Source organism: Nocardiopsis flavescens (assembly GCF_900141985.1).
In the GTDB taxonomy this organism is placed as follows: domain Bacteria; phylum Actinomycetota; class Actinomycetes; order Streptosporangiales; family Streptosporangiaceae; genus Nocardiopsis; species Nocardiopsis flavescens.
Genome location: NZ_FQZK01000013.1, coordinates 1 through 18,567, shown reverse-complemented (window position 1 = coordinate 18,567; position 18,567 = coordinate 1). Strand labels below are relative to the sequence as shown.

The 18,567-nt window shown below is 75.0% G+C and carries 19 protein-coding genes; 8 read left to right on the top strand and 11 right to left on the bottom strand.

Annotation, left to right across the window (positions count from 1 at the left end):
• Window positions 1-16 precede the first annotated feature (16 nt).
• Entirely contained in the window at window positions 17-1,489 is a 1,473-nt protein-coding gene (locus BUE45_RS20140; RefSeq protein ID WP_245833370.1) for a carboxylesterase/lipase family protein, read from the bottom strand.
• A 164-nt stretch (window positions 1,490-1,653) separates the two neighbouring features.
• Between BUE45_RS20140 and BUE45_RS20135 the strand changes: the two genes are divergently transcribed.
• Entirely contained in the window at window positions 1,654-2,610 is a 957-nt protein-coding gene (locus BUE45_RS20135; RefSeq protein ID WP_073380929.1) for a quinone oxidoreductase family protein, read from the top strand.
• Between the two features lie 114 nt (window positions 2,611-2,724).
• On the opposite strand, the gene BUE45_RS20130 is transcribed toward BUE45_RS20135, so the two are convergent.
• The gene (locus tag BUE45_RS20130; protein WP_073380928.1) at window positions 2,725-3,018 is read right to left on the bottom strand and encodes a GNAT family N-acetyltransferase; all 294 of its coding nucleotides are present in this window, start codon (window positions 3,016-3,018) and stop codon (window positions 2,725-2,727) included.
• 149 nt (window positions 3,019-3,167) lie between these two features.
• Here BUE45_RS20130 and BUE45_RS20125 point away from each other — a divergent pair, with 149 nt between their 5' ends.
• Genes BUE45_RS20125 through BUE45_RS20110 form a run of 4 tightly spaced genes read left to right on the top strand, consistent with a single transcriptional unit; the run spans window position 3,168 to window position 6,930 of the window.
• A complete protein-coding gene (locus tag BUE45_RS20125) occupies window positions 3,168-3,923 on the top strand; it encodes an SDR family oxidoreductase (RefSeq protein ID WP_073380927.1) in 756 nt (251 codons plus the stop codon).
• The gene (locus tag BUE45_RS20120) at window positions 3,923-4,708 is read left to right on the top strand and encodes an SDR family oxidoreductase (protein ID WP_073380926.1); all 786 of its coding nucleotides are present in this window, start codon (window positions 3,923-3,925) and stop codon (window positions 4,706-4,708) included. The genes BUE45_RS20125 and BUE45_RS20120 overlap by 1 nt, the downstream gene beginning before the upstream one ends.
• Window positions 4,701-5,714 carry a phosphotransferase family protein gene (locus BUE45_RS20115; RefSeq protein ID WP_073380925.1) on the top strand — a complete coding sequence of 338 codons (1,014 nt, stop codon included), beginning with the start codon at window positions 4,701-4,703 and terminating at the stop codon, window positions 5,712-5,714. The genes BUE45_RS20120 and BUE45_RS20115 overlap by 8 nt, the downstream gene beginning before the upstream one ends.
• A gap of 4 nt (window positions 5,715-5,718) precedes the next feature.
• On the top strand, window positions 5,719-6,930 hold the full coding sequence (locus BUE45_RS20110) for an acyl-CoA dehydrogenase family protein (RefSeq protein ID WP_073380924.1): 1,212 nt from the start codon (window positions 5,719-5,721) through the stop codon (window positions 6,928-6,930).
• A 43-nt stretch (window positions 6,931-6,973) separates the two neighbouring features.
• On the opposite strand, the gene BUE45_RS20105 is transcribed toward BUE45_RS20110, so the two are convergent.
• From BUE45_RS20105 to BUE45_RS20095, 3 genes are all read right to left on the bottom strand, one after another.
• The gene (locus BUE45_RS20105; RefSeq protein ID WP_073380923.1) at window positions 6,974-7,615 is read right to left on the bottom strand and encodes a TetR/AcrR family transcriptional regulator; all 642 of its coding nucleotides are present in this window, start codon (window positions 7,613-7,615) and stop codon (window positions 6,974-6,976) included.
• A 76-nt stretch (window positions 7,616-7,691) separates the two neighbouring features.
• A complete protein-coding gene (locus BUE45_RS34015; protein WP_342746029.1) occupies window positions 7,692-8,423 on the bottom strand; it encodes a VOC family protein in 732 nt (243 codons plus the stop codon).
• A 239-nt stretch (window positions 8,424-8,662) separates the two neighbouring features.
• Window positions 8,663-9,079, bottom strand: a complete 417-nt coding sequence (locus BUE45_RS20095; protein ID WP_073380922.1) for a VOC family protein — start codon at window positions 9,077-9,079, stop codon at window positions 8,663-8,665.
• 84 nt (window positions 9,080-9,163) lie between these two features.
• On the opposite strand from BUE45_RS20095, the gene BUE45_RS20090 reads away from it, so the two are divergent.
• Window positions 9,164-9,781, top strand: a complete 618-nt coding sequence (locus BUE45_RS20090; RefSeq protein ID WP_073380921.1) for a TetR/AcrR family transcriptional regulator — start codon at window positions 9,164-9,166, stop codon at window positions 9,779-9,781.
• Between the two features lie 10 nt (window positions 9,782-9,791).
• Complete coding sequence (locus BUE45_RS20085) at window positions 9,792-10,286, top strand: GbsR/MarR family transcriptional regulator (protein ID WP_073380920.1); 495 nt, start codon at window positions 9,792-9,794, stop codon at window positions 10,284-10,286.
• Window positions 10,287-10,301: 15 nt separating this feature from the next.
• Here the strand turns inward: BUE45_RS20085 and BUE45_RS20080 are convergent, their stop codons facing one another.
• The 5 genes from BUE45_RS20080 to BUE45_RS20060 all read right to left on the bottom strand — a co-directional run bounded on the left by BUE45_RS20080 (window position 10,302) and on the right by BUE45_RS20060 (window position 16,110).
• Complete coding sequence (locus BUE45_RS20080; protein WP_073380919.1) at window positions 10,302-11,084, bottom strand: ABC transporter ATP-binding protein; 783 nt, start codon at window positions 11,082-11,084, stop codon at window positions 10,302-10,304.
• Entirely contained in the window at window positions 11,081-12,100 is a 1,020-nt protein-coding gene (locus BUE45_RS20075) for a FecCD family ABC transporter permease (RefSeq protein ID WP_178378598.1), read from the bottom strand. The genes BUE45_RS20080 and BUE45_RS20075 overlap by 4 nt, the downstream gene beginning before the upstream one ends.
• 50 nt (window positions 12,101-12,150) lie before the next feature.
• Window positions 12,151-13,116 carry a FecCD family ABC transporter permease gene (locus tag BUE45_RS20070; RefSeq protein ID WP_073381071.1) on the bottom strand — a complete coding sequence of 322 codons (966 nt, stop codon included), beginning with the start codon at window positions 13,114-13,116 and terminating at the stop codon, window positions 12,151-12,153.
• 71 nt (window positions 13,117-13,187) lie between these two features.
• Window positions 13,188-14,216: an iron-siderophore ABC transporter substrate-binding protein gene (locus BUE45_RS20065; protein ID WP_073381070.1), complete on the bottom strand. Its 1,029-nt coding sequence runs from the start codon at window positions 14,214-14,216 to the stop codon at window positions 13,188-13,190.
• Between the two features lie 211 nt (window positions 14,217-14,427).
• Window positions 14,428-16,110 (bottom strand): alpha-glucosidase, encoded by a 1,683-nt coding sequence (locus tag BUE45_RS20060; protein WP_073380917.1) that lies wholly within the window; start codon window positions 16,108-16,110, stop codon window positions 14,428-14,430.
• A gap of 220 nt (window positions 16,111-16,330) precedes the next feature.
• On the opposite strand from BUE45_RS20060, the gene BUE45_RS20055 reads away from it, so the two are divergent.
• Window positions 16,331-17,131 (top strand): cyclase family protein, encoded by an 801-nt coding sequence (locus tag BUE45_RS20055; protein ID WP_073380916.1) that lies wholly within the window; start codon window positions 16,331-16,333, stop codon window positions 17,129-17,131.
• 9 nt (window positions 17,132-17,140) lie between these two features.
• Here the strand turns inward: BUE45_RS20055 and BUE45_RS20050 are convergent, their stop codons facing one another.
• Window positions 17,141-18,349 (bottom strand): PP2C family protein-serine/threonine phosphatase, encoded by a 1,209-nt coding sequence (locus BUE45_RS20050; protein WP_394328530.1) that lies wholly within the window; start codon window positions 18,347-18,349, stop codon window positions 17,141-17,143.
• Between the last annotated feature and the right edge of the window lie 218 nt (window positions 18,350-18,567).

Here is an 18,567-nt window from a genome sequence, read left to right as displayed (position 1 = left end):
CGCGGCGGCCGGTCCCCTACCGGGGCGCCAGGGACACGTCCGCCCACACCGCACGGGTCGGGGCGGCCGGAGCCGGGTGCAGGGCGTCGGTGGTGTTCCACTCCTTGACCGCCAGGGCCCGCCCGGTCGAGGCCGGCCAGCCCGGGTCCCCGGTGGCGGCGAAGTCGCGCCAGGCCGCGACCATCCGCGCCGACAGCGCGTGGTGCTCCTCCCCCGGGCCGCCCTCGAACAGGAACGCCCCGAAGTCCCCGTCCAGGTTGCCGAACGCGAAGGGCAGGTCCAGGGCGTGGCAGGCGCCCAGGCGTCCCCCGAACACCGTGCTCGGCGCGGCGAACCGGAAGAAGAACGTGCGGCCCCCGGAGCGGGCGTGCGCCTCGGCCACCCGGGTCGTGTACTCGCAGAACACCGCGTCGCCCTGGATCGCGTTGAACAGCTCGCGCACCGGCGCTCCCGGCAGGGCGGACCGGTAGACCTCCAGGGCGTCCCCGCGCAGGCCCAGCCGGGACACGAGTCCGCGCAGGACCTCCTCCCCGTCGATGTCCACCTGCTGTCCCAGCTCGGTGAACAGCCGGAACTCGTGCGCGTTGTGCCCGACGAGCAGCTCGGTCCCGGACGCGGCGCCGCGGGCTAGCGCCTCCAGGGGCGGCTCGGGCAGCTCGGGCCCGCCCACCACGGGGGCGAAGCAGGTGAAGGGCCTGATCCCCTCCGAGGGCGCCCGGTCCAGGACGGCGTCGACCGCGTCCAGCACCTTCTCGGGCGACAGCGCGGCCAGGCTCCCGGCGTCGTGGGGCACCCCCGCGGCGGCGGCCACGCGCGCGCCGACCGCCCGGGCGGTGCCGGTGGTGGCCATGTCGCCGGGCACACTGTGGGCGACGGCCCTGCGGAACAGGCCCCGGGTGCCGGGGGCGGCCATGAGGCACACCACCGCCCCGGCCCCGGCGGACTCGCCCGCCAGGGTGACGTTGCCGGGGTCCCCGCCGAACCGCTCGATGTTGTCGCGCACCCAGCGCAGCGCCGCGGCCTGGTCCAGCAGTCCGCGGTTGTCGGGGCGGCCGGGGACGTGCCCGAACCCCTCGAAGCCGACCCGGTGGTTGACGCCGACCACGACCAGGCCGCTCTCGGCCAGCCGGGTGCCGTCGTAGGAGGGCTCGGAGGAGGCGCCGACGATGTACGCGCCGCCGTGGATCCACACGAGCACGGGGGCGCGGTCGCCGGGCCGGGCACCGCTCCAGACGCTCAGCGTGAGGCAGTCGCCGGACATGTCGGGCGACCACTCGGCGGCGCCGACCAGGTGGGGCCGCTGGGGCGCGGGCGGCCCGAACACCGTGCAGTCGCGGACGCCGTCCCAGGGGGCGGCGGGCGCGGGGGCGGCGAACCGGTGCTCGCCGAAGGGCGGGGCCGCGTAGGGGATGCTCCGGTGGACGGTGACGCTCCCGTCCGCGGAGCGGGGGGAGGCCGTGCCGCGGACCCGGCCGCCGGTCGTCGTCACCACGTTCTCTTTCACTGCCGCACTCTCCTCGTCTCGTGCCCACACCACACCTAACAGCGTTAGGTAATCTGGCGCAAGACCCGGGGCGGCGGGGGAGACACCGGGGGTGACTCGCGGGTAACATACCACCCGGTCGGTATGAAGCGGACGAACGGAGAACGGCCATGCGCGCCATTCAGATCACGGAGTTCGGCGGGCCCGAGGTCCTCACCCTCACCGAACTGCCCGACCCCGACCCCGGACCGGGCGGGCTGCTGGTCGAGGTGGACCGGGCCGGCGTCAACTACGCCGACACCCACCAGGCCGAGAACAGCTACCTGGCCCCCGCCACGCTGCCCCTGGTCCCGGGCTCGGAGGTCGCCGGACGCACGGCGGACGGCCGCCGGATCGTCGCCCTGACCGCCGGCGGCGGCTACGCGGAGAAGGCCGCGGTCGACCCCGCGATGGCCTACGACATCCCCGACGGGGTCTCCGACGAGGCGGCCCTGGCGCTCGTCGTCCAGGGGGCCACGGCCTGGGTCCTGCTGCGCAAGAGCGTCCGCCTGGAGCCCGGGGAGTCCGTGGTGGTGCACGCCGCCGCGGGCGGGGTGGGGACGCTGGCGGTCCAGCTGGCGAAGCTGTTCGGCGCGGGCCGGGTGATCGCGGTGGCGAGCGGCGCCGAGAAGCGGGACCGGGCCCTGGAACTGGGCGCCGACACCGCGGTGGACTCCGCGGCCCCGGACATGGCGGCGGCGCTCATCGAGGCCAACGGCGGGCGCCGGGTGGACGTCGTCCTGGACATGGTGGGCGGCCGGGTCACCGACGGGAGCCTGCGGGCCCTGGCGCCGTTCGGGCGGCTGGCGTTCTACGGCATGGCCTCGCGCGAGCTGCCCTCCCCCGTCAAGCCCGCGAACCTGATGCGCTTCTCCACGACGGTGGCGGGGATGTGGCTCCCGCACGTGCGGCTGCTGCCCGGGGACGTCATGGGACGGGCGATGGCGGAGATGTTCACCCTGGTGGCCGACGGGGACCTGAGGACGGTCACGGGCGGCGTCCTCCCGCTGGCACGGGCCCGCGAGGCGCACGAGGCGCTGCGCTCACGGGGGACGGTCGGCAAGCTCCTGCTCGACCCCACCGCCTGACACGGGCGACATGAACGGGATCGCCACCTTGACGACGTAGATCATGATGTGTCCGAATTGAAGGATTCCCTGGCCGGGGTCCGCGCGCGGCACCGTGCGCGGACCCCGCACCCCTCAGTCCCGGGGAGCGCCGTAGACGAGGTCGGCGTAGTCGCGGTGGCGCTGGATCCAGCCCTTGACGAACGGGCACAGCGGGAGCACGGCCAGGCTCCGGCCGCGGACGTCGTCCAGGGCGCCGCGGACCAGCGTGCCGCCCAGCCCCCGCCCCTCGTGGCCGGGGTCGATCTCGGTGTGGGTGAAGGTGATGAGCCCGTCGGTGAGGATGTACTCGGCGTAGCCGGCCACCTCGCCGTCGACGCTGATCTCGTAGCGCTTGGCCTCGGGGGCGTCGGCCACTTCGGTCGCCATGGCGGGAGCCTTTCGTGTTCGGCGGCGGCCCTTCCCGGACCGCAGGGGCCATTGTGCCGCCCCCGCGCTCCGCGCGCCCCTTGCGGCGCGCTCCGCACGGGCATAGAGTCCTGAGCAGCATACCGACCAGTCGGTCTAAGGAGATCCTGATGACTTCCCGGTTCAGCGGCCGCACCGCCGTCGTCACCGGCGCCAGCCGCGGCATCGGCCTGGCCGTCGCCCGCCGCCTCGTCGAGGAGGGCGCCCGCGTGTGCGTCACCGCGCGCAGGCCGGAGCCGCTCCAGGAGGCCGTGCTGTCCCTGGGCGGTCCGGAGCACGCCATCGGCGTCGCGGGGCGCGCCGACGACCCCGAGCACCAGGACGCGGCCCTGGCCGCCACCCTGGAGGCGTTCGGGAGCGTCGACCTGTTCGTCAACAACACCGGCATCAACCCGGTGTACGGCCGCATGGTCGACCTGGACCTCGACGCGGCCCGCAAGATCGTGGAGGTCAACGCCCTCTCGGCGATCTCCTGGGTGCAGAAGGCGTACCGGGCCTGGATGGCCGAGCACGGCGGGGCCATCGTGAACATCTCCTCCGTCGCCGGACTCAAGCCCGCCCCCGGCATCGGCTTCTACGGCGCCACCAAGGCCATGCTCCTGCACATCACCGAGGAGCTGGCCGTCGAGCTGGCCCCGGGCGTGCGGGTCAACGGCGTGGCCCCGGCCGTCGTCAAAACCAGGTTCGCCGCCGCCCTGTACGAGGGCCGCGAGGAGAAGGTCGCCGCGCAGTACCCCCTGGGCCGCCTGGGGGACCCGGCGGACGTCGCGGGCGCCGTCGCCTTCCTGCTCTCCGACGACGCGGCCTGGGTCACCGGGCGCACCCTGGTCCTGGACGGCGGCCTCACCCTGACCGGAGGCGTGTGATGGACCCCAACGGCATCGGCGCGGTCGTCACCGGCGCCGGGAACGGCATCGGCGCCGCCCTGGCCCGCCGCCTGGCCTCGGCCGGCGCGCGGGTGGTCGTCAACGACCTCGACGCGCACGCCGCCTCCGCCGTGGCCGCCGAGATCGGCGGGGTGGCCGTCCCCGGCGACGCCGCCGGCGAGGCCGGGGTCACCTCCCTGGTCGCCGAGGCCGCGGCCCACCTGGGCGGCATCGACCTGTACGTCGCCAACGCCGGGGTGGGGGTCGGCGGCGGCCCCGACGCCCCCGAGTCCGACTGGGACCTGGCCTGGCAGGTCAACGTGATGGCGCACGTGCGCGCGGCCCGCGAGCTGCTGCCCGGCTGGCTGGAGCGCGGGCGCGGGCACTTCATCGGCACCGTGTCGGCGGCCGGGCTGCTCACCATGCTCGGCAGCGCCCCGTACTCGGTCACCAAGCACGCCGCGCTCTCCTTCGGAGAGTGGATGTCGGCCACCTACGGCGACCGCGGCGTCAAGGTCCAGTGCGTGTGCCCGCTGGGCGTGCGCACCGACCTGCTGGAGGCGAGCGGGCCGCAGGGCAGGGCGATCCTGGCCGGTGAGGCGATCACCCCCGAGGAGGTCGCCGACTCCGTGCTGGAGGGGATGGCCGACGGCCGCTTCCTGATCCTGCCCCACCCCCGGGTGGCCGACTACTACGCGGGCCGCGCCGCCGACCCCGACCGCTGGCTGGCGGGGATGCGCAGGCTCCAGGCCAAGGTGTTCGACGGTGAGGGGACGCATGACTGAGGAACCGCCCGGACTGGACACGCGGCGGCTGCGCGCGCACCTGGACCGGGTCTCCCCCGGCCTGGCCGGCGGACCGCTGACCGGGCGGGTGATCCCGGGCGGCAAGTCCAACCTCACCTACCTGGTCTCCGACGGCTCCGCGTCCTGGGTGGTGCGCCGCCCGCCGCTGGGGCACGTGCTCGCCACCGCCCACGACATGGCCCGCGAGTACCGGGTGATGACGGCGCTGCGGGACACCGCCGTCCCGGTGCCGCGCACCCACCTGCTGTGCGAGGACACCGGGGTGCTGGGCGCGCCGTTCTACGTCATGGAGTACGTGGCGGGGACCCCGATGCGCACCGCCGACCAGATCTCCGCGCTGGGCGCGGAGGGGACCCGCGCGGTCGCCGAGTCGCTCATCACCACGCTGGGCGACCTGCACGCGGTGGACCCCGCCGGGGTCGGCCTGGGCGGCTTCGGCCGCCCCGAGGGGTTCCTCGAACGGCAGGTGCGGCGCTGGCGCAAGCAGCTGGACGCCTCCCGCAGCCGCGACATCCCCGGCATCGACGACCTGCACGAGAAGCTGGCCCGCACCCTGCCCGAGCAGGCGGCCCCCGCGATCGTGCACGGCGACTACCGGCTCGACAACGTGCTGGTCACCGCCGGGGGCGACATCTCCGCGGTCCTGGACTGGGAGATGGCCGCCCTGGGCGACCCGCTGGTCGACCTGGGGCTGATGCTCGTCTACCAGCGGCAGCCGGTGGAGGGCGGCGCGCGGGCCGCCACGGCGGCCGAGGGCTATCCCTCCCCCGAGGAGCTCGTGGCGCTGTACGCGCGCGCCACCGGGCGGGACGTGTCCCGGCTGGGCTGGTACGTGGCCTTCGGCTGCTTCAAGCTCGCGGTGATCGCCGAGGGCATCCACCTGCGCCACACGCGGGGGCTGACCGTGGGCGCCGGCTTCGACCGGATCGGCGAGATGGTCGCGCCCCTGGTGGCCGCCGCCCACTCCACGCTCAAGGAGGACTGACCCGATGGACTTCGCCTTCGACAGGGACACCGAGGAGCTGCGGGAGCGGCTGCTCGCCTTCATGGACGAGTACGTGTACCCGGCCGAGCCCGTACTGCAGGAGCAGCTGGCCGCGCGGGAGGACCCGTGGTCCGCCGCGCCGGTGGTGCGCGAACTCCAGGCCCGGGCGCGCGAGCGCGGCCTGTGGAACCTCTTCCTGGCCGGGCACCCCGAGCACGGCGGCCTGACGAACCTCGCCTACGCGCCGCTGGCCGAGATCACCGGCCGCAGCCCCCGGCTGGGCCCGGCCGCCCTCAACTGCGCCGCACCCGACACCGGGAACATGGAGGTGCTGGCGATGTTCGGCACCCCCGAGCAGCAGGAGCGGTGGCTGGCGCCGCTGCTCGACGCCGAGATCCGCTCCGCGTTCGCGATGACCGAGCCCGCGGTGGCCTCCTCCGACGCCACCAACGTCGAGACGGCCATCGTGCGCGACGGCGACGAGTACGTGGTCAACGGGCGCAAGTGGTTCATCACCGGCGCGCTCGACCCGCGGTGCGCGGTCTTCATCGTCATGGGCAAGACCGACCCGGGCGCCGACCGGCACCGGCAGCAGAGCATGATCCTGGTCCCGCGCGACACCCCGGGACTGACGGTCGTGCGCGGCATGACGGTGTACGGCTACGCCGACGACGACCACGGCGGCCACGCCGAGGTGGTCTTCGAGGACGTGCGGGTGCCGGCGGAGAACCTCGTGGGCGGTGAGGGCGAGGGCTTCGCGATCGCGCAGGCGCGCCTGGGGCCGGGCCGCATCCACCACTGCATGCGGCTGATCGGCATGGCCGAGCGGGCCCTGGAGCTGACCTGCCGCCGGGTGCTGGAGCGCACCGCGTTCGGCCGCCCGCTGGCCGACCAGGGCGTGGTGCGCGAGTGGATCGCGCGGTCGCGGGTGGAGATCGAGCAGCTGCGGCTGCTGGTGCTCAAGACCGCGTGGCTGATGGACACCGTGGGCAACAGGGGCGCGCACACCGAGATCCAGGCCATCAAGATCGCCACCCCGCGCACGGTGGAGGGCATCCTGGACCGGGCGATCCAGGCGCACGGCGCCGCGGGGGTGAGCCAGGACCTGCCGCTGGCGGGGTGGCTGGCGGGGGCGCGCTCGCTGCGGCTCGCGGACGGGCCCGACGAGGTGCACCTGCGGTCGCTGGGCCGCGCAGAGCTGCGCAAGTACGCCTGAGCCCGCCGCGGGTGAGGGGCCGGGGGCCGCGCCCGGCGGCCCCTCAGGGCGTCGGCGCCGCGTCCGGGTCCCGGTGCTCCGGGCGCAGTCCGGACACGAGCAGGTCCGCGAAGCGGCGGCCGACGTCCTCGCCGGTGAGCGGGCCGCCCGGGTGGTACCAGGTGCTCAGGTGGTGGACCGAGCCGAAGTAGTAGTTGACCACCAGGTCGGCGGAGACGTCCTCGCGGAAGACCCCCTCGGCCTGGCCCTCGCGGACCATGTCGCGGAAGATCTCGTGGTAGCGGCGGCGCTCGCCGCGCACCTCGCGCTGCTTCTCCTCGCTGAGCTGGTGCATGGAGCGGAAGAAGATGACGGTGTCGTCGAGGTTGGCGATGCTGGTGACGATGACGTCGGCCGCGGCGGCGCGCACGCGCTCCGCGACCGGGGCGTCGAGCCGGGAGATGCGCACCAGGTGCTCGGTCTGCATGCGCAGCACCCGGGCGTAGACCTCGTAGAGCAGGTCGTCCTTGGAGCCGAAGTAGTGGTACATCGCGCCCTTGGTGACCCCGGCGGCGACCACGATCTCCTGCACGGAGGTGCTCTCGTAGCCGCGGTCGGCGAACAGGCGGGTCGCGGCGTCCAGCAGGCGCTCGGGCACCGATCCCCGTCCGGTCCCCGCCTCGGCCGTGTGCCGTGCCATCGCCATGTCCCGCCTCGCCTCGTCCCCCGCGCACGGCGGTGGCCCCGCCGCACGTCGGGTCCAGCATACCGACCGGCTGGTATCAGTGCACGTGCACGTCGACCGCGCGCCCGTCGGGGTCGGTGAACGTGTACCGGCCCGTCTCCAGGACCGGGTCGGTCAGGTGCGCCGGGACCGCGAACCCCAGGCGCAGCGCGCCGGTGGTCCGCGACCCGGTCGCCGGGTACAGCTCCAGCACCAGGCCCTGGGCCAGGGTCGCCGCGTGGTGCTCGGGGCCGGCGCCGTGCCGCTCGCGGACGAACCTCAGCCCCAGTCCCCGGTAGAAGTCGCGGCACGCGTCGAGCCGCGGGGTGTGGACCACGACCAGCGTCACCCGGCTCTGGACCCCCTCCAGCACGGCGCGGGCCCGGGCGTACTTGGCGCGCAGCCGCGCCGCCCGCTCGGCGGGCAGGGCGGCCAGCCGGGCCTCGTCGGAGTTGTGGGCGTTGTCGGCCAGCTTGACCAGGCGGCCCAGCGGGTCGGCGGCGGCCCGCGCGATGAGGTCGTCGTAGGCCTCGCCGGGGCGCCGGCTGACCGCCAGGACGGCGCGGACGGCCTCCTCGGGGCAGCCCAGGGCGCGCAGGTCGTCGGCGGTGAGGCCGGTGTCCTCCAGCACGTCGTGCAGCACCCCGGCCACCTGTGCGTGGTCGCCGTGGGCGGCGAGCAGGTCGCGGACCGCGAAGACGTGCTCGACGTAGGGGCGGCCGGCCTTGTCGACCTGCCCGGCGTGCGCACGGGCGGCCAGTTCCGAGGCCTCGCGGGGGGTCATGGCCATGGTGGCGCCTCCGGGTGCGGACGAGGGGACGCCACCAGCCTAGGGTGTGTTCGGCGGATGCCTTCGTTCGGTTCGGCGCTTGCGCCGAGTGAGGGGAGCGGCCTCCAGGCGATCTCCCGCGAGACGCCGAGCACAAGGTCGGCCGGGCCGGCCGTCTGAGCGCAGGCGGCGCGGCAAGAGGCAGCCTGGAGGCCGCGAGCCGGAATGGTCCGTCGGACACGCCCCGGGGGGACGGGGGCTCAGCGGTCCAGGAAGTTCGCCGCGTACTCCTCGCCGGGCGGGACCTCGGTGATGACGTCCACGAGGACGCCGCCGGGGTCGGCCACGATGAAGTGCCGCTGCCCGAACTCCTCGGTGCGGATCTCCCGCTCGGGGCGCAGGCCGCCGCGCACCACCAGGCGCTCCCACTCGGCGTCGACGTCGGCCACCTCGAAGTTGAGCAGGACGCCCCTGGCGGGCTCGCGGAAGCCCTCGGGGACGGTCGGGTGGTCCGGGTCGAGCAGGGCCAGTTCGACGTCGGGCGGGCCCGGGCGGCGCAGGCTGACGTACCAGTCGGCGGCGAAGGTCTCCTCGAAGCCGAACCAGGTGACGTAGAAGTCGCGGGACTCCCGCAGGCGGGAGGTGCCCAGGACGGGGTAGAAGGAGCCGAGCCTCATGGTGGTTCTTCCTTTCACATACCAGCGGTATGCGAATTAGACTATTGGCGTACCACCGGTATGTCAACGAGTGGAGGACCTCCCATGCCCGAGGCCACCGGGGCCCGTGCCCGCCAGCGCGAACAGACCCGCCGCACCCTCCTGCGCGAGGGCCGCCGCCTGTTCGCCGCCCACGGCTACGCGGACGTGAGCCTCAGCGGGATCGTCGCCGCGGCGCGGGTCACCAAGGGCGCGCTCTACCACCACTTCGACGGCAAGCCCGCGCTGTTCCGGGCCGTCCTGGACGAGGTCCAGGAGGAGGTCGCCGACGCCGTGGCGGCCACCGCCGACGCCGAGCCCGACCCCTGGGACAGGCTCACCGCCGGCTGCCGCGCCTTCCTGGCCGCGGCGACCGCGCCCGGCGTGCGCCGGATCATGCTCGTCGACGGGCCGGCCGTGCTGGGCTGGAGCGCCTGGCGGGAGATGGACGAGGCCAACTCCGCCCGCCACCTGGCCGACGCGCTGGCCGGCCTGGCGGCGTCGGGCGTCCTGGCGGACCGGCCGGTCGAGCCCGCCGCCCGGCTGCTGTCGGGGGCGATGAACGAGGCGGCGCTGTGGCTGGCCGACCCCCGCGCCCCCGGGGACCCCGACGCCGTGTGGGAGGCGCTGGAGCCCATGCTGGAGTCCCTGCGCGCGTCCCGCGGCCCGGACGCCGACCGATAAGGTCGTGGCCATGCCGGACGAGCGGGGGGACCAGGTGGGGCCGGGGTCCCGGGACGACTTCATCCGACGCTTCGCGGAGCACTGGCACGCCCAGGGCGGCCCCCGGTCCGAGGGGCGGATCCTGGGCTACCTGCTGGTGGCCGACGACGAGGCGGTCAGCGCCGAGCAGATCGCCGAGGGGGCCGGCGTGAGCCGCGGCTCGGTGTCGCAGTCGGTGCGGCGGCTGCGCAAGGCCGGGTTCGTCGACCTGGTGGAGACCCCGGGCGAGCGGACCCGCCGCGTCACGGTGGACGAGGACGTCTGGGGCGGGTTCCTGCGCGGCGAGCGCGCCTACCTCCAGCGGCAGCGGAGCCTGGCGGCCGACGCCCTGGAGCGCCTGCCGGGGCTCGGGCCCCACGCCCGCGCCCGGCTGCGCAACATGTACGACTACATGACCTGGCTGGACGGCCACCACGACGCCCTGCTCGCCCGCTGGGAGGAGTACAAGGCCGCCCGGGAGGAGTAGCCCGGGCGGAGCCGCTCAGGTGCGCTCGTGGGGGATGACCAGCGGGGTGCGGGTGCGCGGGTCGGGCACCACGTCGCAGGCCAGCCCGAACACCTCCTCCACCCGGGCGGCCGTGATGACCGCCTCCGGGGCGCCGTCGGCCACCACGCTCCCCCGGTTCATGAGCACCAGCCGGGTGGCGAACCGCGCGGCCTGGGCCAGGTCGTGCAGCACCGCGACGACGGTGCGGCCCCGGCGGTGCAGGTCGGCGAACAGCTCCAGCAGGTCGTACTGGTGGGCGATGTCCAGGAACGTGGTGGGCTCGTCCAGCAGCAGCACACCGGTGTCCTGGGCCAGGACCATCGCCACCCACGCCCGCTGGCGCTGGCCGCCCGAGAGCGCCCCCACCCGGGCGTCGGCCAGGTCCGCCAGCCCGGTCATCCCCAGCGCGCGGTCCACCGCCTCGTCGTCGGCCGGGCTCCACTGGAGCAGCAGCGTGTGGTGCGGGAACCGGCCGCGGGCGGCGAGCCCGCGCACGGTGATGCCCTCGGGGGCGGTGGGGCTCTGCGGCAGCATCGCCATCCGGCGGGCCACCGCCTTGGCCCGCTGGGCGCGGACGTCCTCCCCGTGCAGCAGCACCCGTCCCGACACCGGCCGGTTGATCCGCCCCAATGCCTTGAGCAAGGTGGACTTGCCGCACCCGTTGGGGCCGACGATCACCGTGAACTCGCCCTCGGCGATGCTCAGGTCCAGGTCGCGCACGACCGGGTCGCCCCCGTACCCCAGGGTGAGGCCCTCGGCGGACAGTACCGGGTTCACAGGACTCCCTTTCGCCATTCGCGGATGAGCAGGTGGCCCAGGTAGGCGCCGCCCAGGGCCATGGTGAACAGGCCGACGGGCAGGCCGTCGCCGACGGGCGACTGCTGGACGGCCAGGTCCGCGGCGGCCAGCAGGAGGGCTCCCGTGACCGCGGACAGGGCCAGGTGGGGCCCGGCGGCCCCGGTGAGGCGCCGGGAGATCTGGGGGGCGGTCAGCGCCACGAACGCGATCGGCCCGGCCACGGCCACCGCGGCGGCCGACAGCACCACCGACAGGCCGATGGCCAGGGTGCGGGTGCGGGCGGCGGAGGCCCCCAGGGCGTCGGAGAGCTCGTCGCCCATCTCGTTGACGGCCACGGGTCCGGCCAGGTACAGCAGCGGCGGCACCGCCAGCAGGACCGCGCCCCAGATGGTCGCGGCGTGGTCCCAGTCCCGGGCGCCGAGGCTGCCGTTGATGTAGGCCGACAGCACGCCGGCCTGGTCGCGGGCCATGACCGACACCACGAACTGGGTGAAGGCCTGCGCCATGGCGGCCACGCCGATACCGGCGACGATGAGCCGGCCGGGGTGGCGCAGCCCGGTGCCGGTGGCCAGGGCCACCACGGCCATGGCCAGGACCGCCCCGGCCAGGGCCCCCAGGGGGACGGGGACGGCGCCGGGCAGCAGCAGGGCCGCGCAGGCCGCCCCCGCCCCCGCCCCGGCGCCGAGTCCGATGACGTCGGGGCTGCCGAGGGGGTTGCGGGTGACGGACTGGAAGAGCGCGCCGGCCAGGCCCAGGGCGGCACCGGTGCCCAGGGCGACGGCCAGCCGGGGGCCGCGCAGGCGCTCGTACACGAACGCCTCGGTGCCCTCTCCCCCGCCGGCGACGACGGCGGGGATCCGGCCCGGCGCGATGCCGAGCCGCCCCAGTGAGAGGGTGGCGACCGCGACGGCGAGGACCGCGAGGAGCAGCAGCGCGCACCACAGCAGTGTGCGCGGGTGGACGGGCAGGGCGACGGCCCGTCCCAGCCGCAGCACGGGGTCGCGGCGGGCGGGGGCGGCGTCGGCCGGTCCGGTCGGGGTTCGGTTCACGAGGTCGTCCGCATCTTCCGGACCGCGTACAGCAGGACGGGTGCGCCGATGAACGCGGTGACCACACCGACCATGAGCTCGGTGGGGCGCACCACCGTGCGGCCCGCCACGTCGGCGAGCAGCAGCAGGACCGGCCCGACCAGCAGCGCGAAGGGGACCTGGAGGCGGAAGTCCACGCCCACCAGGGCCCGCACCACGTGCGGGACGGCCAGGCCGACGAACGCGATGGGCCCGGCCGCGGCGGTGGCCCCGGCGGCGAGCAGCACGCCCGCGACCAGTCCGGCCGAGCGGGTCCAGGCGGTGTTCGCCCCCGTCGCGGTGGCCGCCTCCTCGCCCAGGGCCAGGGCGTTGAGGCCGCTCATGGCGAGCAGGGCGAGCACCAGGCCCGCGCCGACGACCGGCAGCACCGAGCCGATCACGTCGAACCCGCGCCCGGCCAGGGAGCCCACCACCCAGTAGCGGTAGCTGTCGAAGGTGTCGGGCATGCTCAGCGCGATCGCCTGGACGTAGGCCATGAGCACGGCGGAGACCACGGCCCCGGCCAGGACCAGCCGGACCAGTCCGGCGTCGCCGCCGCGGCTGCCGACGGCGTAGGCGGCCAGGCCCGCGAGCAGGGCCCCGGGCAGCGCCCACCAGACGGTGGCGGCGACCGAGGTCGGCCCGAACAGGGCGGTGGCGGTCACCACGGCGGCGGCGGCCCCGGCGTTGACGCCGAGCAGCCCGGGGTCGGCCAGGGGGTTGCGGGTGACGCCCTGCATGAGGGTGCCGGCCAGGGCCAGGGCGGCGCCGACCAGGACGCCCAGGACGGTGCGCGGGACGCGGCTCTCCACCACGGTGGTGACATAGGGGTCGGCCGTTCCGGCCAGCACCCCCCACACCTCCGGCACCGGGGTGGGTCTGCCTCCCGCGACGAGGCTGAGCAGGACCGCCCCGGCCAGAGCGGCGGCGCCCGCGCCGAGCATGAGCACGGCGCGGGCGGGGCCGGTCCGGGGCGGCGTCGTGCGTGTTCTCACGGTCGCCTTACCGGTGGGTGTCAGTCGTCGAGGTGGGCGGCGGCCTCTTCGATGAGGGGCACGTAGCGCTCCAGCGCCCAGGGGACGGTGAGCGGGTTGATGATGGAGGAGCCGGTGACGAAGGGCTGGTCCTCGGGGGCGACGATGGAGCCGCGGCCGACGGCGGGGATCGCCTGGTACAGGTCCTGGGCCTCGATCTCCTCGCGGTTCTCGGGGCTGCTGTAGAAGGTGAAGACCAGGTCGCTGTCGGCGAGCCTGTCGGCGTTCTCCAGGCCGATGACGGCGGAGTCGGTGCCCTCGGTCTCGGGGAAGGTCTCCACGACGGGGTCCACGGTCAGGCCCAGGCCGCGCACCATGGCGACGCGCTGCTCGTCGGGGAGGAAGACGCCGAGGGTGCCGGGGCCGGTGTTGTAGACGTAGGAGAACGTCAGGTCCGCGAACTCGGGGTGGGCGGCGGCGGCCTCCTCGAACTGCGTCTCGATGCCGTCGATGAGGCCCTGGGCGTCCTCGGCCTTGCCCAGTGCCTCGCCGATGATCTCGATCTGCTGGTCCCAGTCGGTGCTCCAGGGCAGGTCGGGGTAGGCGACCGTGGGGGCGATGTCGGTGAGGATGTCGTACTGCTCCTGGGTGACGCCGGACCAGGGGGCGAGGATGACGTCGGGCTCCAGCTCGATGATCGCCTCGAAGTCGATGTCCTCGGCCCCGGCGAACCGGGTGGGAAGCTCGGCCCCGGCCTCGGTGACGGCCTCGTGCACCCAGGGGAGGTAGCCGGTGTCGTCGCTGCCCCACTCGTAGTCCTCGACGCCGACGGGCACGGTGCCCAGGGCGATGGCGGTCTCGGCGGAGCCCTGGCCGAGCGTGACGACCCGCTCGGGCGCCTCGGTGATCTCGGCGGTGCCCAGTGCGCTCTCGATGCTGACGGGGAAGGCGCCGTCGGCCGGGCCCGCCGCGGGGGCCTCCTCCTCGGCGGGGGTTCCGCAGGCGACGAGGCCCAGGGCCAGCAGGGCCGCGGTTCCGATACCGCCGGAGCGGCGCAGGGTGGAGTCCATGTGCACAGGTGCTTTCTCGGTGGGGATCGGCCGCACCGTGGGCAGGCGGCCGCTGCGCACGGGTCGGGAGACCCGGCAGGGGGTTGCGCAAAGGGGTGAAGCGGGACGAACCCGGCAAACAAAGGTTAGTCTAACCTCACTTGGCCCGCATTTCAAAAAAGTTGAAACACGGGGCGCGGCGGCTCCCGCAGGTCACCGGCGGGCACCGCCCTCACCCGGACAGCAGCACCCGGGACTCCCAGGGGCGCAGCGGCGCGAACACCCCCTCCGGCTCCGGGTGGGTGCCCAGCAGCAGCCGGGGCCCGGGGCCGGCGGCGGCGGGGTCCGCGTCCGCGTCCACCTCGTCGGCGCTCCAGTTGGCGAGCACGGTCAGCACCGTGGCCCCCAGCGTGCGGGTGTAGGCGTACAGGGCGGGGTGGTCGGGCAGCAGCGGGGCGTAGGCCCCGTGCACGACCACCGGGTGCTCCCCGCGCAGCGCGATGAGCCTCCGGTAGTGGTGGAACACCGAGTCCGGGTCGGCCAGCGCCGCCTCGGCGTTGACCTCCGCGTGGTCGGGGTTGACCGCGATCCACGGCGTGCCGGTGGTGAACCCGGCGTGCGGCGAGGCGTCCCACTGCATGGGGGTGCGCGCGTTGTCCCTGCTCATCCGGCCGATCCCCGCCATCACCCGCTCCGCGTCCTCCCCGGCGGCGAGCGCGTGGCGGTGGTGGTTGAGGGTCTCGACGTCGCGGTACTCGGAGATGTCGCGGAAGCGGGCGTTCGCCATCCCCAGCTCCTCCCCCTGGTACACGTACGGGGTCCCCTTCATCATGTGCAGCGTGGTGGCCAGGGTCTTGGCCGAGGCGACCCGGTGCTCCCCGTCGTCGCCGAACCGGGAGAGCGCCCGGGGCTGGTCGTGGTTGTTCCAGTACAGGCTGTTCCACCCCCGGTCGCCCAGGCCGAGCTGCCAGCGGTCCATCGACGCCTTGAGCCGGCGCAGGTCCGGCGGCGCCGGATCGAACTTGCCGCCCGGCCCGTGGTCGAGGTCCACGTGCTCGAACTGGAACACCATGGAGACCTCGCCGCCCGCCGGGTCGGTGTGCTCCCGGGCCTGTTCCACGCCCACCCCCGGCATCTCCCCCACCGTGAGCACGTCCCGGCCGGCGAAGGCCGCGTCGCGCAGGCCGCCGAGGAACTCGCGCAGCCGGGGCCCGTTGACGGCGTGCTCCGCGAACAGGCCGTACCCGCCACCGGCGGGCACGGGGCCGTCGGGCAGCCCCGGGGCCTTGGACACGAAGTTGATCACGTCCATCCGGAACCCGTCGGCGCCCCGGTCCAGCCACCAGCGGGCGATGTCGTGCACCTGCGCGCGGACCTCGGGGTTCTCCCAGTTGAGGTCGGGCTGGCGGCGGCTGAACAGGTGCAGGTAGTACTCGCCGGTGGCCTCGTCGCGGGTCCAGGCGGGACCGGAGAACACCGAACCCCAGTTGTTGGGCGGCCCTCCGTCGCGGCCCGGGCGCCAGATGTAGTGGTCGCGCCGGGGGGACTCCTTGGAGGACCGGGAGTCGGCGAACCAGGGGTGCTCGTCGCTGGTGTGGTTGACGACCAGGTCCATGACGAGCCGCATGCCGCGCTCGTGCAGGCCGTCGCGCAGCCGGTCCCAGTCGTCCAGCGTCCCGAACCGGGGGTGGATGCCGCGGTAGTCGCTGACGTCGTAGCCGTTGTCGTCCCAGGGCGAGGGGTACACCGGCGACAGCCAGACCGCGCCCACGCCGAGGGTGTGCAGGTGGTCGAGGCGGTCGATGACGCCGGGCAGGTCGCCCACGCCGTCGCCGTCCCCGTCCTGGAAGCTGGCCGGGTAGACCTGGTAGACGACGGCGGACTTCCACCAGGGGTCGGCGGGGGGCTGGGCCATGGGGCCTCCGGGGTCTCGCAGGGGCGCTCGCCCCTGCTTCCTCCCCCGCCGGGACCCGCGGTGAACCCCGGGCCCCGGGGGACGCAGGTCCGCCGCCGGGCGGGACCGGTCCGCGGGCACGCCCGGTGCGGCGCCCGTCCGCGGGCGCACGGGGACCCGCCCCGGTAGGGTGGCTGCGCCCGCGCGCCGGGCGTACCGCGACGGGGTGGAGGGGTGGCGCATGTGCCTGCACGGAACCGGTGAGACCGTACGGTCCCGGACGGCCGGGGAGTCCGCCTCCGGGGGCGGGCGGCCCCCGGCGGAGCCGGCCCCGTGGCCGCGGGGATACCGGCACGTCGCCGACCTCAGCCACGTCATCACGCCGGAGCTGCCGGGGTGGGACGACGAGAAGCCGCGGCGGGAGACCGTCTCCGGGCCCGCCCCCGAGGGCGGCTTCGGGTTCTACGTGCAGCGGTGGACGCTGGGCGAGCACACCGGGACCCACCTGGACGCGCCCGGGCACGTGATCGGCGGGGGCCGCATGGTGCCCGACATCCGGCCCGAGGAGCTGGTGGCGCCCGCGGCGGTCATCGACATCTCCGCCCGGGCGGCGCGGGACCCCGACACCGCCGTGACGGTGGAGGACGTCCTGGAGTTCGAGCGCGCGCACGGGGAGATCCCGCGCGGCGCCGCGGTGCTCATGCACTCGGGTTGGAGCGACCGCTGGGAGCGGGGCGACGCGGCGGTGCGCGGCGCGGACGGCGACGGGGCGTGGCACTTCCCGGGGTTCTCCGCGCAGGCCTGCGAGTTCCTCGTCTCCCGGCGGGGGATCGTCGGGACCGGGGTGGACACGCTCAGCACCGACCCGGGCGCCTCGACGGGGTTCGAGGCGCACGAGGTGCTGGGCCGGGCCGACCGGTGGGGCCTGGAGGCCCTGCGCGGGCTGGAGCGGCTGCCGCCGGCGGGCGCCCTGCTCACGGTGGGCGTGCTGCCGGGGGCGGACGCCTCCGGCGGGCCCAGCCGGGTCCTGGCCCTGTGGTGAGCGGGCGGCTCAGGCCGGCGGGCTCCGGTGCGGTCCGGCCCCGTCGGGGGTCCACTCCAGCAGCACGATGGTGGCGTCGTCGGTGAAGCTCCCCCGCTGGTGGTCGTGGATGGAGTGGATGAGGCGCCGCAGGGTCTCCGGGGCCGGTTCCTCGGCGGAGGTGGCGCGGATGATGAAGTCGGCGAACCGTTCGAGGCCGAACATGCGGCCCTGCCCGTCGTGGGCCTCCGTCACGCCGTCGGTGTAGAGCAGGACCTGGTCGCCCGCGTCGAGCCGGACCTCGTGGACGGTGCGCTCGTCGGCGCGGGGGCCGACGCCGGTCAGGCCCAGGGGGAGTTCGGAGTCGCGTTCCAGGGCGCCCGGGGAGAGCCGCCCCTTGCGGATGAGGAGCGGCGCCGGGTGGGCGCAGTTGACCCAGGAGAACACCCCGCTGCTCAGGTTCAGGGTGGCGAAGACGCCGGTGCAGAAGCGCTCGGGCAGCCAGGTGGTGAGCGCCTCCTCCACCTCCGCGGTGAGCTCGCGCAGTCCGGCCCCGTTGCGGCGGGCGCTGCGGGCGCCGGCCATGGCCACGGAGGCGGTCAGCCCGGAGGCGAGGTCGTGGCCCATGGCGTCCAGGATCGCCACGTGCAGGACGTCCTTGGTGAGGGAGTGGTCGAAGGCGTCTCCGCCCAGCTCGTAGGCGGGTTCCAGGACGGCGGTGGAGACGCCGCGGACGGTGCCCAGGGTGCGCGGCGGCAGGAAGGCGCGGAGCATCTCGGTGCGCAGGTGCACCGGGCGGGCGCGGGTGTGGCGGACGTAGGTGTCGCTGTAGGCGCGCTTGGACGTGATGACCAGGGCCAGCAGGGCGGCGAGGGTCTGGCAGCGGCGCAGCGTGGGCTCGTCCAGCAGGGGGGCGCACACGTACAGGACGCCCATGCGGTCGGCGCCGTCGCGCAGCGGCAGCCACAGGTCCAGCCCGCCGTCTCCCTCGACCAGGCGCAGGGACTCGGAGCGGTAGGCGCCGCCCGCGGTGGTGCCCTCCACGGGGAGGGGCTCGCCCTCGGTCAGCGGGACCAGCATGCGCTGTTGCAGGTCGACGAGGTAGACGGTGATCCGGCCCAGGCCGATCGCCGCCGCGTAGGCCTCGACCGCGTCCAGGACCTCCAGCGGCCCGCTGTCGTGCACGGACCGCACCAGTTCGTCGAACAGGTACTCGCCCTGAGCGTCCGTCGGAGCCACGGTCACCACCCCCGGCACCATCTCACCCCACGAACGGGGTGAAAGGGGTGGTGGCGGGGCCGCGTGTCCCGTGTCCGGGCGCGGGCCGGCGCGAGCGTCAGGCGGACTTCTTGCGGCGCCTGCGCTCGACCTGGGTCCGCGGCACGATCGTGGGATTGACGTTGTCGATCACCGTCTCCCGCGAAATGATCACCCGACCCACATCCTCACGCGAGGGA

What these genes read in the sequence shown, in the direction of transcription:
- BUE45_RS20135 (WP_073380929.1), top strand. Translation starts at nt 1,654, where the DNA reads ATGCGCGCCATTCAGATCACGGAGTTCGGCGGGCCCGAGGTCCTCACC.
- BUE45_RS20130 (WP_073380928.1), bottom strand. Translation starts at nt 3,018, where the DNA reads ATGGCGACCGAAGTGGCCGACGCCCCCGAGGCCAAGCGCTACGAGATC.
- BUE45_RS20125 (WP_073380927.1), top strand. Translation starts at nt 3,168, where the DNA reads ATGACTTCCCGGTTCAGCGGCCGCACCGCCGTCGTCACCGGCGCCAGC.
- BUE45_RS20120 (WP_073380926.1), top strand. Translation starts at nt 3,923, where the DNA reads ATGGACCCCAACGGCATCGGCGCGGTCGTCACCGGCGCCGGGAACGGC.
- BUE45_RS20115 (WP_073380925.1), top strand. Translation starts at nt 4,701, where the DNA reads ATGACTGAGGAACCGCCCGGACTGGACACGCGGCGGCTGCGCGCGCAC.
- BUE45_RS20110 (WP_073380924.1), top strand. Translation starts at nt 5,719, where the DNA reads ATGGACTTCGCCTTCGACAGGGACACCGAGGAGCTGCGGGAGCGGCTG.
- BUE45_RS20105 (WP_073380923.1), bottom strand. Translation starts at nt 7,615, where the DNA reads ATGGCGATGGCACGGCACACGGCCGAGGCGGGGACCGGACGGGGATCG.
- BUE45_RS34015 (WP_342746029.1), bottom strand. Translation starts at nt 8,423, where the DNA reads ATGGCCATGACCCCCCGCGAGGCCTCGGAACTGGCCGCCCGTGCGCAC.
- BUE45_RS20095 (WP_073380922.1), bottom strand. Translation starts at nt 9,079, where the DNA reads ATGAGGCTCGGCTCCTTCTACCCCGTCCTGGGCACCTCCCGCCTGCGG.
- BUE45_RS20090 (WP_073380921.1), top strand. Translation starts at nt 9,164, where the DNA reads ATGCCCGAGGCCACCGGGGCCCGTGCCCGCCAGCGCGAACAGACCCGC.
- BUE45_RS20085 (WP_073380920.1), top strand. Translation starts at nt 9,792, where the DNA reads ATGCCGGACGAGCGGGGGGACCAGGTGGGGCCGGGGTCCCGGGACGAC.
- BUE45_RS20070 (WP_073381071.1), bottom strand. Translation starts at nt 13,116, where the DNA reads ATGCTCGGCGCGGGCGCCGCCGCTCTGGCCGGGGCGGTCCTGCTCAGC.
- BUE45_RS20065 (WP_073381070.1), bottom strand. Translation starts at nt 14,216, where the DNA reads ATGGACTCCACCCTGCGCCGCTCCGGCGGTATCGGAACCGCGGCCCTG.
- BUE45_RS20060 (WP_073380917.1), bottom strand. Translation starts at nt 16,110, where the DNA reads ATGGCCCAGCCCCCCGCCGACCCCTGGTGGAAGTCCGCCGTCGTCTAC.
- BUE45_RS20055 (WP_073380916.1), top strand. Translation starts at nt 16,331, where the DNA reads ATGTGCCTGCACGGAACCGGTGAGACCGTACGGTCCCGGACGGCCGGG.